Source organism: Coleofasciculus sp., assembly GCF_046565525.1.
Lineage (GTDB): Bacteria > Cyanobacteriota > Cyanobacteriia > Cyanobacteriales > Coleofasciculaceae > Coleofasciculus.
In genome coordinates, this window is record NZ_JBKHUP010000024.1 from 1 (window position 1) to 13,012 (window position 13,012).

Sequence of the window (13,012 nt, forward strand, 5' to 3'; positions counted from 1 at the left end):
ACAAAGCGATCGCGCTTGAGCCAGTCATCGAGTGAGTCAAACCATCCTCTTTGGCTGGGAGCGCGTCCGACAGCTATAGTCATCGTTTCAAATCCTCTTACATTAAGGGTTTACAAGGATTTTTCGCTTGACAGTTCCACAGCGATAGACTGGGAATTTGTGAGAAAGTCAGTCGGCATGACTAACTTTGCCTGAATACAGGGTGTGCCAAGCACCCTAGCTTTACCAGCTCGCCATTGAACTGGCGTGGACTTAATTTTTCTTAAACTACCATATTTTTACACGATTCCTCTATTTTCGCTAGGGATAATCGGGGATTCAATGTTTCCATACCATAATAGTAGCGGGACAAAAATTTACAAATTGATACATCTGACTCAGAATTGCCATCGCTCAGCACAGGAGTCACTAAAAATGGCATAGTAATAGGCGAAGCGTATTTACGCCCATTCTGAGAGTGAAGAGAGTGAAGCAACAGGATAATGTTATGACAGTCACCCCAACCCAACAAGAGAACCTTGTACTGCGTCAATCTGTTTTAGGTTCTCGGCGGTTGAGCAACTACTGGTGGGCGGTGGTTGCCTCGCTCGGCGGTACAGGATTTCTTTTAGCCGGACTTTCCAGTTATTTTCAGCTCGATCTCCTGCCTGTAGGTGATACCAGAGGTTTACAGTTTATCCCTCAAGGGATTGCCATGAGCTTCTATGGTATTGCCGGTTTGCTCTTGGGACTCTACCTATGGCTAGTGATCTTGTGGGATGTTGGCGGCGGATACAATGAGTTCAACAAGGAAACCGGGATGGTTAAAGTTTTTCGCTGGGGCTTTCCTGGCAAAAACCGCCAGGTAGAGTTTAGCTGCCGCCTTGAGGATGTGCAATCAATCAAAGTTGAGATCAGAGAAGGGCTTAATCCCAGCCGCACTCTCTACCTGCGCGTAAAAGATCGCCGGGATGTTCCACTCACTCGTGTGGGACAGCCTTTGCCCCTATCGGAACTGGAAAACCAAGGTGCAGAACTCGCTCGTTTCCTCGCTGTCCCCCTAGAAGGACTGTAAGCTTTATCTATCAAAGATATATGAGTTAGCTTGAGACATCAGAAGCTGACTTTCGGCGGCAAGGTAAGCGTCTGATGCGTCAAAATGATTAAGTAGCGCAAGCTACAAGAAGGTAGGGTTAATAAATATGCAAGTAATCGTCCGGCGCTGGCTCCTCGTGGTGGTAATGATTATTGCCGTAAGTGTTGGAGCTTGTAGTACGTCAAATGAGGCATCCCAAAACAGGACGGATTCCTCAACAGCAACAACAAATGGGACGGCGGTAGCTCAGGTCACTAATCCTCAAATTAACAACTTACCCAAATTAGAGGGAAAAGCAACCGTCGTTTTAACTGTTAAAGATTCTCCGATTACCATTGAGGTTGATGGCACAAATGCCCCGATTACAGCAGGGAATTTTGTCGATTTGGTAGATCGGGGTTTTTATGATGACTTAGTGTTTCATCGAGTGGTGCGTGAACCTCAACCCTTTGTGGTTCAGGGAGGTGATCCCCAAGGGAAAGACCCCAATGTTCCGGTAGAGCGTCTGGGAACCGGGAGTTTTATCGACCCGAAAACTGAGCAGCCTCGTTACATTCCTTTAGAAATCAAGCCAAAGGATGCTCAAGATCCCATCTATAGCAAAACGTTTGAGCAAGCAGGCATGATTTCTGTTGATCCGCAGTTACGTCATACTCGTGGTGCTGTGGCGATGGCACGTTCATCGATGCCAGACTCAGCGTCGTCCCAGTTTTATATCGCGCTGGCGGATCTGCCTTTTTTGGATGGAAATTATGCGGTGTTCGGCTATGTTAAAAATGGCATGGATGTTGTAGAGACTATCCAAGTTGGCGATCGCATCGAGTCAGCTGAAGTCACCCAAGGGCTGGAAAACCTGAAACGACCTGAGTCTGAGACAAAAGAATCTCCTTAGTACACCAGGCTGGGCAAGGGAAGCCCAGGTGTAGGGGCGGGTTTTACGGATAACGTTTTGGAGAAAACCAATAACTTAACTCGCGCCCGCCCTTCTAGAACGTCGGTTCAGTCACCGCAGGAAGTGAAGGTTGACACTCCCCGTCCTATAAGTACGGGGATTCTTAGTTCCGCGACACACCTTACAGCTATCTATCCTTGCAGCAATACTTAAACCAAATACCCGTAGAAAACTACCAAGTATTGAGCCTAACTTAGATAACCCCAGAGGGATTGTCTCCCTAAGCGTTCAGGTACTTACCGAGAGTGTCTTATCAACCGTTCCTCTCTTTACCCATGTTTCTGTATGCCCTACAGTACATTGTTCTAGTCTTGTGACTAAGCATTGCTGCACTTTTGGCGGTATCGGCACTCGTTTGAGTCCATGGGTTTTTTTCTCTAGGTTACTCGCGCCTCACGTACTAGCATCACTTTACGTGATAAGTATCGATTACTCGATTGGCAATACTCACGAATTTTTGCCTGTGCTAGACTACCCTTATACTGTAGCACAATAAATACCACAATGCCAAGGGAAAAGATACTAAGGGTAAGGCTTTCAAATAGAGAGTTTGAGACACTTAAGCAATATGCATTGCAGACGGATAGGATGATTTCAGAGGTGGTTCGAGATTGGATAAAGGACATAAAAAAGCCGTCCTTCCAGGACGGGGCTTGAGACCCACTAATTCCGGTCAAAATTTGGGTTTACATTCGGTTGTTATTACAGGTATTGGTCTAATCTCAGCATTAGGTGGTTTAGAACAGAGTTGGCGACGACTGCTTAATGGTGAGTCGGGGATTCTTCCCTATCAACCCTTTCCAGAATTACCCGTTCGACCCTTAGCGCTAATTGATCGCGTACCAAGTTCCTTAACAACGTTGACTCAGTTCATCGTAGCCGATGCTCTCGCCGATGCCGATCTTCAGACACCGATGCCGAATTGTGGTGTGGTGATTGGATCGAGTCGTGGCTGTCAGGCGTCTTGGGAAGAGTTGGCAAGAGCCGCAGCAGAGCCGGGAAGTGGCGGGGTAGGGAAGCTATTTTCTCGTCCCCATTCCCCTTGGTTCAAGGGAGAGACTTGGTTAGAGACATTGCCACACCAAGCCGCGATCGCAACGGCTCGTCAAATAGGCTCTAGGGCACCTGTTCTCGCACCAATGGCAGCTTGTGCAACGGGAATTTGGGCGATCGCACGGGGGTTTGAACTCATCCAAATGGGTCAATGTCAACAGGTTGTTGCGGGTGCGGTGGAAGCCCCGATTACCCGGTTAACGTTGGCAGGATTTGACAAAATGGGGGCTTTGGCAAAAACAGGGGCTTACCCCTTTGACCAACGACGGGACGGTTTAGTGTTGGCAGAAGGCGGGGCGGTTTTGGTTTTGGAGTCAGCAGAATTGGCGTTAAGTCGTGGTGTGCCAATTTATGGGCAAATATTAGGTGTTGGATTTAGTTGTGATGCATACCATGTTACTACGCCAAAGTCAAGCAGCAAGAGTGCGATAGGCGCAATCCAGCAATGTTTAGACCGAAGTCATCTTTCCCCAACTGAAATTGACTATATTCACGCTCATGGTACAGGGACTCGGCTAAACGACGAAAATGAAGCCCAGTTAATCGACTATTTGTTTCCCCATGGAGTGGCAGTAAGTTCAACCAAGGGAGCCACGGGTCATACCTTAGGTGCTTCTGGCGCGATGGGTACCGCGTTTTGTTTGATGGCACTTAAAGATCAGATATTACCACCTTGTGTGGGATTGGGCAAACCAGAGTTTGATTTAGATTTGGTAACCCAAGCACGTCGGCACAAGGTTCGCCAGGTATTGTGTTGGAGTTTCGGTTTTGGGGGTCAAAATGCAATTGTGGCTTTGGGAAAGTAGCGCTTCATGAGCCTCAAACCCTTACAAATGATAAATGATAGACGATCCTCACCGTTCACATTAACCCGTGCTGAGGAGAATTATTCATTTTGGCGTTGATTTTCTGCGGTCAAGGAAGTTGGATTACTCATTTGCAGTGCCGTTTCCGTATCCGTACCCGTCTTTTCCCAAATTGCCTCTAACACAGAATTTTCATCCAGTCCAGCGCTCATGTAAGTTAGATTTTCGCTGGCAACGGCTGCCTTCGCTTGGGCAGCGATGTCGGGATATTTTTGGAAGACGGCTTGGAGGACTTGATCTCGGCATTGGAAGAGTTCATCATACCCAAAAACGCGATCGCACTCCCAGAATTGAACCGCTAATTGATGTCCGGCTAACGCTGATTTAACAGTAGCTAGAATCTCAGCGTCCCCGTAGGCATTTTCGACAATGGGTGTCAGATCATGTATATCTTCGCCATATTCTTTGGGATGAATATCACCTTCAATTTTGATTTTGATCACACGCAACTCCTCAAGCGCCGTTTCCAGAGGCGGTGGGATGACGGGGGGTGAGGTTTTATTGGCGATTTTTGCCGAACGCTTGGCATTTGTGTTTTCTGAACGCACGGATAGTAGACTCAGTACACAGCCTACGAGTAAGGTAACTGTCATGAAGATCAGCGCTAATTTCTTAAATTGCATCTGTCAAACTATTAAAATAAATGGATTAAAAACCCGCTTGAGTTTATTATTCCCAAGTCCCTAGCCGAAAATCACCAAAGCCAGTTTAAGGAAACGAGTTTTAATCTTTAGGCTAAAGCATGAAAGGAGGATGGCACAATTCTAACATCATGTTTGCGCCATGTGGTAACTTTATTTTTACTCAAATTTATGCTTAAATTTTGAAATTAATGTAATTCAATCTAGTTTTATTTTTTATGGAACTATTAACTATTTTTTAGTATTGAAAATATATATTGGATTTAATAGAGGTTAAAATTTTATAGAATATATATGAGATATTAGAAGAATACTATTCTATCTTCTGCCTGTTTAAGAGTAATAGCGGCGGGTATTTCTTCCGGAGTATCCCATTAAAGGAAACGAGCGTCCCTGCCAACAGGCTTATCCATAAGGCATGAGACTTATCAGTGTGTGACGCTAATACCAGCGATTGCCAGCTTCTTTATCACCATTGGCGCTAGCACAATTAACACCTTGAGCCACACAGGGGCAAGAACGAGGCTAACAAACAGGCAAATCATGGCGGTAAACACTGCGGCTAGCTGGACGATTTCTTCTGTTGTGTTAACAACCACACAAATTGCTGCGAAGGTGATTGTTAAGGTTATCAATAAAACCAAAAGCATAATAACTCACCAGGGTAGATACGATTGAGCGATGGTTTTCGTTCCTGTGGCTGATAAGACTTATGCCTGTCTCTCCACTCTCGTTTTGACTGGCGACTGGGTTCTGATGCGAGGAACAATCAACCATCCCTTCTCAACGACTACAAATTTTTGGGTGGGAGTGTCAAGAGTTATCTAGGGTTTCACACAAGCTTCATGAAAGCTTCATGAAGACCTCATGAAAGCTTAATAATAAGATTAATGGTAGCCAAGTTGAATCTCAACCCTTGGTTAAATCCTATCGAGTTTCATCCCCAAGTTAGTTGCGCGATTACCCAAAGGATAGTTTTGAACTGACAAATGGAAATAAGTCCTAGAGGAGAGGTTAAATCTAGGCTCTTAATCTTACAATCTATGAAGAATCAACCAGCAGAGCTATCCATGATTATCTCTACCGATATCCAGATCCCCTTTTCTCGTTCCATTGTCTTTGCCACCTACCGTGACAGATTAATGGAGTTAATTCCCTATATGACTAATGTTCGGAACATTGAGGTGAGGTCTCGTTATCAAGAAAATGCATGTATTCACACCGTCAATGAGTGGCACGGTGGTGGCGAGATTCCAGCCCCTGTTAGAACACTGCTGAGCAAAGATATGCTGAAGTGGACAGAATATAACACCTGGAATGAGTCAGATTATACTCTGGCATGGAGTATCAAGACTCACGCCTTTACCGAAGCCGTCCACTGCGCTGGCAAGAATCGCTTTTTGAATGATCGTGGTCAGACGTTGATTGAGAGTCGTGGCGAAATAAGGATTGATCCCAAGCGGATTCAAGGAGTCCCACCGTTACTAAAAAACAAGGTTGCATCAGTGGTTGAGGATTTCTTGAGCAAAAAAGTTGAACCCAACTTGCTACAGATGAGCGAGGGAGTACGTCAATACCTGGACCAACAAACGATTAAATACAAACTTGCTTAGATGGGTTTTAGGGTTATGACGCAGGTTATCTTTTGCCAACCCATGTTGGCTAACTTAATGCTCTTGTGTCACTTTCGGAAGAGCGAAGGCTGAAACCCTGACACTGAGAGAGTTTGACAATTTGCCCCTAAGACATGAGTTTCTATTAGTTTCTGATCGCCCAAATGCTTAACAGCAAAGGCTTCCAGCAATCAGCTTTGATGGTTCTTTTCCCAGAGTGACAATAGAGCGTTACGCTCTGAATGAAAGTACACGGCGAGAAGCCGTTCCGCGTCTACAAGCTAAAAAATCGCGTCCCACTAACATTGCTGAAAAAGCTGATTCGGATTTTGATATCCTCCCCGGCGTGAACGCAGGGGGATTCCTACCAGTCGAACAGCGATAGCTTAAGTACTCTCGGCGGGTTGACATCTCATCACACACTGCCTCAGGTCATTTGTCTTTTTTGATGAATGACCAATAATTAATGGCTAATAATAGACTAGCGAAAAGCAATACTAAGGGATTAAATATGGCGCAGCAACTTTTGGAACTCGATACAGACGATGGCGGTACAATTCTGGTAGCGGTGGAGGTGCCAGAATCCGCTGTGGGTCAGGTAGCAACGGCTGGAGAACCGCCAATTAAGAAACTCGATCGCAGCTTTAATGTTATCCAAGCTTTAATTGTACGCGGTTGTCGCCCGTTGACGAAAGCCTTTCAACAATTACACCAAGAAACCCAAGCCACGGATGCTGAAGTGGAATTTGGGATTAATTTTACCGCCACAGGGAATGTTTATCTGGTGGAATCGTCGGGAAGCGCAACGCTTAAGGTTAAAGTGAGTTGGAAGATGGATCAAGAAAAACGGTAATCAAGCCTGATGAGTTGGGAACAGGTAAAACGGGCAACGGTTGCGATCGCGGCGGCTGAGGATGGTATTATCCGAGGGACGGGGTTTTTTGTCTCGTCTCACGGGTATTTACTGACCTGCGCCCATGTGGTGGAAGCGGCTGGCGGGTGGGAACAGATACGAGTGCAGGGGAAATCGGTATCCTTGATGTATCTGGGAAATAGTCAGCAGGATGATTTTGCGGTCTTGCAGATAACTGGGTATCAGGGAGAAGGCGTTCCTTTGTCCCTCTCCGTTGCACCCATGCACCGCTTCTTAAGTATCGGCTATGGGCGTCCGGATTTTCCAGAAGGCGCTTCGATTGATGGGGCGATTACTGATATCAATCCCCAAGCCAATTTTGGTAATTTACCCATGCTACGGCTGCGGGTAATGGCAGATGCTCAACGGGTGCAGGGAGGCTATAGTGGTTCCCCTGTCTTTGATGCCCAAACTCAGGCGGTGATTGGATTAATTGCCGCGTTTGACCATAGTCAAGGGGCGCTGGCGTTGCCACTGACTACTATAAGCGAAAAATGGTCAACGCTCCAGGAGTTATTAACCCCAACACCTTCTCATCCCCCCGCTTCCCCTTCTCCCAAAACTGCCAAAGTCTTTATCAGCTACCGCAGCCGTGATCCCGATTTAAGTGTGGCACAGCAATTCTATGAAGCCTTGAAAGCCGCTGGACATAAACCGTTTATGGCGGGAGCCAGTATTCGTTTAGGGGAAAATTGGGCGGAACGGATTGACCAGGAATTAGAACAATGTGATTATTTCCTCCTCTTATTATCCTCCCAATCGGCAACCAGTGAAATGGTAACCGAGGAAGTGCGACGGGCGAGGGAATTGCGGGATAGACGGGAAGAAAAGAAACCCGTGATTCTGCCGATTCGGGTCAACTTTCCCATGGATTCCCCGTTAAATTATGACTTGCGGGGGTATTTACAGCGGATTCAGCAACGGGAATGGCATTCTCCTGACGATACATCGGCGATTGTGCAGGAACTGTTGGCGCTGATATCCCAGGAGGAGGGGGGAGAACCTTGGGTAACTCCCTTGGCGGAGACTCCAGAAACCGCTGCGCCTGCAATAGCCAGTCCCGATTTTCCCCCGTTACCTGTAGCAGAACCGGAATTACAACGGGAACCGGGAGGGGCGGTTTCACTCAAATCTGGGTTATATGTGGAGCGTTTGCCAATTGAAACTGATTGTTATCAAGAAATTTTACAACCGGGTAGCTTGATTCGGATTAAAGCCCCCCGACAGATGGGAAAAACCTCATTAATGGCACGAATTCTGCATCATGCTAAGGAACAAGGGTATCATGCCATTCCCTTGAGTTTACAACGGGCAGATAGTCAGCTTTTAGGCAATCTAGATCAATTTTTACGCTGGTTTTGTGAACAAGTGGGGCGACGGTTAAAGCGGTTAAACCAGTTGGATGAGTATTGGATTGGGTATGGAAGTAAGGATAAATGTACAGCCTATTTTGAGGAATGTTTATTAGCAGAAATTGATCAGCCTTTAGTCTTGGGGTTAGATGAAGTTGATCGAGTATTTCCCCATCGAGCAATTGCCGATGACTTTTTTGCCTTATTGCGCTCTTGGAGGGAAATCAAGCGTTTCATCATCAACGTAGGGTGCGTTAGGCGCTGATTGAGTATCAACCGTGAGGATGAAATAATTTAGCGCCTTAACGCACCAATTTGGGAATAGAATAAAAGACGGTGCGTTACGCTACGCTAACGCACCCTACGAAACTGTAACCTATCTGCAACCTATGCAAGTCACTCTTAACCTTGATGAAGCCCTGCTCAACGAAGCTTTGAAATTAACAAAGCTCACTACCCAAGAAGAGTTACTGAACCTTGCTTTGCAAGAGCTAGTACGCTCTCGCCGCAAGAAAAATTTGCTTGATCTGGCAGGGCAAATTCAGTTCATTAGAGCTATACTTGTTAAAGTTAAATAATCCAGTTCGGGGGATTTGAGGATGAGTACCGCATCCCAAAAAGACTACAGCTATCAAGTCGGCGGGAGTCTCAAACAGAATGATCCCACTTATGTGGTGCGCCAAGCTGACCATGATTTTTATCAGGGCTTAAAAGCAGGCGAGTTCTGCTATGTTCTCAATTCCCGACAGATGGGTAAATCCAGCTTGCGGGTACGAACGATGCGGCGGTTGCAGGCTGAGGGTATTGCCTGTGGTGTAATTGATATTACCTCGATTGGCAGTCACAAGGCAACTCCATCTGAGTGGTATTTGGGGGTAGTTCGTCGCCTGAAACAGAGTTTGGGACTCAAGGTTAAGGTAATCCCCTGGTGGAATGAACGGGAGGGGTTGTCACCCTTACAGCGTTTAGCAGAATTTATTGACCAAGTGCTGCTAACACAGATTTCTGACTCAATTGTTATTTTTATTGATGAAATTGATAGTATTCTCCGATTAAAGTTTAAAGATGACTTTTTTGCTCTGATTCGAGCCTGTTGTAATGAACGAGCAGAAAAACCAGAATACCAGCGCCTGACGTTTGCATTGTTGGGAGTAGCGACGCCTTCAGATTTGATTCAGGATAAGAATCGTACCCCATTTAATATTGGTCAGGCGATACAGTTAGAAGGTTTTCGTTTATCTGAGGTTCAGCCTTTGAGCCAGGGATTAGTGGGAAGAGTGGAGAATCCCCAAGGGGTAATGGAAGAGATACTGTGGTGGACAGGGGGACAACCATTTCTAACCCAAAAATTATGTCAGTTGGTGCTTAATGCTTGTAGCGATTCGTCTCAATGTTTAAATCTGGGGTTGATTGAGGGATTAGTGAGAACCTATGTTATCGAAAACTGGGAATCTCAGGATGAACCAGAACATCTGAGGACAATCCGCGATCGCCTACTGCGAAATGAACAGCGTGTAGGATGTTTGTTGGGACTATATCAGCAAATCTTGCATCAGGGAGAACTCAATACCGATAAGAGTTTTGATCACATGGAATTGCGGCTGAGTGGGTTGGTAGTGGAGCAAGAGGGTAAACTCAAAGTATATAACCCAATTTATGCCGCCGTTTTTAACCAAGCTTGGCTTGAGCAGGCGTTAGCACAATTACGCCCTTATGGAAAATTACTCAAGCTTTGGTTAGCATCTGACTGTCGGGATGAGTCGAGGCTATTGCGAGGAAAGGCGTTGCAGGATGCTCAAGCTTGGGTTGCAGGGAAAAGTTTAAGTACTGTGGATTATCAGTTTCTAGCAGCGAGTCAAGAGTTAGATAAGCGAGATGTGCAGAAAAGACTGGAGGCGGAGGAAAAGGCAAAACAGGTTTTGGAAGACGCGAATCATAAGGCGAGTCAACGCCTTTTCATCAGTATGTGGTTCCTAGGATTGATCATAATTATAGGAACAGTAGCATCAATCCTAGTGGTTAAATGGAATGAAAAACAATTACAGCTAACTGAAGATAGCACACTTCTAGAAAGGAAAGGAATGAAAATTTTGCGGCAAGTTGAACTGGAAACAAAACCAGTAGAAACATTGATGGAAGCCATCATCAAAGTCAATAAATTACAAGTCCTAAAAAAGGACTATTATCCGCAACGTAGACTACCAGTTAGCAGCCCCATTCTCGCTTTGCAGACTATCCTTGACCCAATGTGGCAACCCAAAGTGCTACGGAGCAATCAGAAGGGTTTGACTAGCATCAGTTTTAGTCCGGATGGAGAGTATATTGTAACCAATGCTGTTGATAAAATTGCTGAATTATGGGATATCTCAAGACAAAAGATGACTCCTCTCAGGCATCAAGGAATTGTCACTAGTGTCAGTTTTAGCTCCAATGATCAACGCCTTATTACAGCTACAGATGACCAAATCAAAGTATGGAATTTTTTAGGAGAGGAGATTGATAACCTAGACTATCCAGACCGTTTCAGTGGCGCTACTCTTAGCCCCGATGGACAATATATTATCGTTATTGCCAATCCGCCACAAAACCCAAACGCCAATAGTGAACCAACTCAAAAGGAAGAAAGTGATAGGATCAACGGAATTGTTGAAGTTTGGAACCTATCCGGACAAAAAATAGCTAGGCTAGAGCATGAAAATAGTGTTAGTCATATTAGTTTTAGCCCGGATGGACAATATATTATCGCCATTGCCAATCCGCCACAAAACCCAAACGCCAATAGTAAACCAACTCAAAAGAAAGAAAGTGATAGGATCAACGGAATTGTTGAAGTTTGGAAACTATCCGGACAAAAAATAGCTAGGCTGGAGCATGAAAATAGTGTTAGTCATGTTAGTTTTAGCCCGGATGGACAACAGATTGCTACAGTTTCAGGTAATACGGCAAATCTATGGAACATTCCCGAAGAAACAATACAGTTTCCTATAGATGAAAATAGTGTTAGTCATGTTAGTTTTAGCCCGGATGGACAACATATTGTTACAGTTTCAGATAATACGGCAAAAATATGGGACATATCAGGAAAGCAAATATCTATTCTCAAAGGACATCAGGATACTATTAAGAGCGCGAATTTTAGTAAGGATGGGCAGCGGATTGTCACGACATCTTATGATAAGACGGCTAGAGTTTGGAATTTATCAGGTAAAGAAATTGCTATTTTGCGACATAAAGAGATAGTCAATAATGCTAGATTTGCCTCCAATAATCGGGAGATAATCACGACTTCATCTGACGGCATAGTCATCCTATGGTCAGAACCGCTTACTTTTCCAGGAAATCAAAGTTTTTTTAGTCTGGATGGAAAACATATACTTACTGTTACATTTGAAGATTCTCATCAATCAGATGATAATAATAAAGCTACGGTATGGGACTTATCGAGACAAAAAATAGCTCAACTTGAAGGGGAGTATGGAATTGTAAATAGGGCTATTTTTAGCAATGATGGTCAGCACATTGTCATGGCTTTTAATGATAAGACGGCTAAAGTGTGGAACTCATCAGGAAAGGAAATCGCTACCCTAGAAGGACATCGGGGTATTGTAAATACGGCTAATTTTAGCAAGGATAATAAAATTCTGACTACATCCCTAGATAATACCGCCAGAGTATGGAATAAATCTGGACACGAAATAGCTATTTGGCGCGATGTAAATAGTGCTACTTTTAGTCCAAATGGAAAGTATGTTCTCACCACTTCATCTGATAATATTGCCCAAATTAGGAAAGTTGAAAATCCGAAAGAATTATTAGATCGAGGCTGTGAATGGTTGCGGGGTTATCAGTCTTATGAAACGAATGTAAATGTCAACCAACCTGTTACTGTTTCACAAATTGAGCAAAAAGCTTTAGAAATATGTGATCTACCTTCAGAAGTATCTCGTCCAGTCCAAGTTTCCCCGGAGGGAGTGGTAGTAGTAATTGATCCGGCTCATGGTCTTTCACCAGATACAGGTACAATAGGGATTGGTGGACTAAGAGAAGACGATGTAAGCCTGTCTATTAGCCAAAAAGTAGCAGCGATTTTGAAGCACAAGGGTGTGTTCGTCGTGCTAACACGGAATCGTGACAATCATGTTGATGTAAGTAGCGTTAGCGATAGCTATCAGTACAGAATCAATCAAGCAAAACAAGCTAATGCCACCTTATTTATCAGTATTCATGCCAATGCGTTTAATGGAACAGCGAAAGGCTTAGAAACATACTATTTCGGTGACAATGAACTTCTCGCTCAAGTCGTTCACAATACTATGCTCCAAAATATTGGTGGTGTCTTTGACAGAGGAATTAAAGATGGCTCTCATTTATACATACTGCGTCAAAATTCTATGCCTGCAATTCTCATAGAAACAGGTTTTATCGATAATCAAGAAGATTTTACACGACTGATCAATCCACAGTATCAGAATCAAATGGCTGACGCTATAGCTAAGGGGATTCTGCTGTATTTACACAAGAATAGTTTTTAACTTAGGCGAGCATAT

General features: G+C 44.6%; 12 protein-coding genes. 9 read left to right on the plus strand and 3 right to left on the minus strand.

What is annotated here, in order from left to right; translation table 11 throughout:
* From ACLGGO_RS10840 to ACLGGO_RS10850, 3 genes are all read left to right on the plus strand, one after another.
* Positions 1 to 195 (plus strand): hypothetical protein (locus ACLGGO_RS10840; RefSeq protein WP_446419319.1); only part of this gene is annotated, 195 nt, incomplete at its 5' end.
* 292 nt (positions 196 to 487) lie between these two features.
* Positions 488 to 1,054 (plus strand): photosystem I assembly protein Ycf4, encoded by a 567-nt coding sequence (locus ACLGGO_RS10845; RefSeq protein WP_446419320.1) that lies wholly within the window; start codon positions 488 to 490, stop codon positions 1,052 to 1,054.
* Positions 1,055 to 1,181: 127 nt separating this feature from the next.
* Entirely contained in the window at positions 1,182 to 1,967 is a 786-nt protein-coding gene (locus tag ACLGGO_RS10850) for a peptidylprolyl isomerase (protein ID WP_446419321.1), read from the plus strand.
* Positions 1,968 to 2,404: 437 nt separating this feature from the next.
* Here the strand turns inward: ACLGGO_RS10850 and ACLGGO_RS10855 are convergent, their stop codons facing one another.
* Positions 2,405 to 2,653: a hypothetical protein gene (locus tag ACLGGO_RS10855; RefSeq protein WP_446419322.1), complete on the minus strand. Its 249-nt coding sequence runs from the start codon at positions 2,651 to 2,653 to the stop codon at positions 2,405 to 2,407.
* Positions 2,654 to 2,707: 54 nt separating this feature from the next.
* Here ACLGGO_RS10855 and ACLGGO_RS10860 point away from each other — a divergent pair, with 54 nt between their 5' ends.
* Positions 2,708 to 3,886 (plus strand): beta-ketoacyl-ACP synthase, encoded by a 1,179-nt coding sequence (locus ACLGGO_RS10860; RefSeq protein ID WP_446419370.1) that lies wholly within the window; start codon positions 2,708 to 2,710, stop codon positions 3,884 to 3,886.
* Positions 3,887 to 3,966: 80 nt separating this feature from the next.
* Here ACLGGO_RS10860 and ACLGGO_RS10865 read toward each other — a convergent pair whose 3' ends face one another.
* Entirely contained in the window at positions 3,967 to 4,569 is a 603-nt protein-coding gene (locus tag ACLGGO_RS10865; RefSeq protein ID WP_446419323.1) for a hypothetical protein, read from the minus strand.
* A gap of 446 nt (positions 4,570 to 5,015) precedes the next feature.
* Positions 5,016 to 5,237 (minus strand): hypothetical protein, encoded by a 222-nt coding sequence (locus tag ACLGGO_RS10870; RefSeq protein ID WP_446335908.1) that lies wholly within the window; start codon positions 5,235 to 5,237, stop codon positions 5,016 to 5,018.
* A 420-nt stretch (positions 5,238 to 5,657) separates the two neighbouring features.
* Between ACLGGO_RS10870 and ACLGGO_RS10875 the strand changes: the two genes are divergently transcribed.
* The 5 genes from ACLGGO_RS10875 (at position 5,658) to ACLGGO_RS10895 (ending at position 12,997) form a co-directional block, all read left to right on the plus strand.
* On the plus strand, positions 5,658 to 6,200 hold the full coding sequence (locus ACLGGO_RS10875) for a hypothetical protein (RefSeq protein ID WP_446335915.1): 543 nt from the start codon (positions 5,658 to 5,660) through the stop codon (positions 6,198 to 6,200).
* Between the two features lie 466 nt (positions 6,201 to 6,666).
* A complete protein-coding gene (locus ACLGGO_RS10880; RefSeq protein WP_446419324.1) occupies positions 6,667 to 7,053 on the plus strand; it encodes a CU044_2847 family protein in 387 nt (128 codons plus the stop codon).
* A 9-nt stretch (positions 7,054 to 7,062) separates the two neighbouring features.
* Positions 7,063 to 8,730, plus strand: coding sequence for an AAA-like domain-containing protein (locus tag ACLGGO_RS10885; protein ID WP_446419325.1), 1,668 nt, complete (start codon positions 7,063 to 7,065; stop codon positions 8,728 to 8,730).
* 124 nt (positions 8,731 to 8,854) lie between these two features.
* Entirely contained in the window at positions 8,855 to 9,043 is a 189-nt protein-coding gene (locus tag ACLGGO_RS10890; protein ID WP_446419326.1) for a type II toxin-antitoxin system VapB family antitoxin, read from the plus strand.
* A gap of 21 nt (positions 9,044 to 9,064) precedes the next feature.
* Complete coding sequence (locus ACLGGO_RS10895; protein ID WP_446419327.1) at positions 9,065 to 12,997, plus strand: N-acetylmuramoyl-L-alanine amidase; 3,933 nt, start codon at positions 9,065 to 9,067, stop codon at positions 12,995 to 12,997.
* The last annotated feature ends 15 nt before the right edge of the window (positions 12,998 to 13,012 follow it).

Bases quoted from the DNA above. Each gene is read 5' to 3' on its own strand.
- ACLGGO_RS10845 (WP_446419320.1), top strand. From the start codon at position 488: ATGACAGTCACCCCAACCCAACAAGAGAACCTTGTACTGCGTCAATCT.
- ACLGGO_RS10865 (WP_446419323.1), bottom strand. From the start codon at position 4,569: ATGCAATTTAAGAAATTAGCGCTGATCTTCATGACAGTTACCTTACTC.
- ACLGGO_RS10895 (WP_446419327.1), top strand. From the start codon at position 9,065: ATGAGTACCGCATCCCAAAAAGACTACAGCTATCAAGTCGGCGGGAGT.
- ACLGGO_RS10875 (WP_446335915.1), top strand. From the start codon at position 5,658: ATGATTATCTCTACCGATATCCAGATCCCCTTTTCTCGTTCCATTGTC.
- ACLGGO_RS10855 (WP_446419322.1), bottom strand. From the start codon at position 2,653: ATGTCCTTTATCCAATCTCGAACCACCTCTGAAATCATCCTATCCGTC.
- ACLGGO_RS10870 (WP_446335908.1), bottom strand. From the start codon at position 5,237: ATGCTTTTGGTTTTATTGATAACCTTAACAATCACCTTCGCAGCAATT.
- ACLGGO_RS10885 (WP_446419325.1), top strand. From the start codon at position 7,063: ATGAGTTGGGAACAGGTAAAACGGGCAACGGTTGCGATCGCGGCGGCT.
- ACLGGO_RS10880 (WP_446419324.1), top strand. From the start codon at position 6,667: ATGGCTAATAATAGACTAGCGAAAAGCAATACTAAGGGATTAAATATG.
- ACLGGO_RS10890 (WP_446419326.1), top strand. From the start codon at position 8,855: ATGCAAGTCACTCTTAACCTTGATGAAGCCCTGCTCAACGAAGCTTTG.
- ACLGGO_RS10850 (WP_446419321.1), top strand. From the start codon at position 1,182: ATGCAAGTAATCGTCCGGCGCTGGCTCCTCGTGGTGGTAATGATTATT.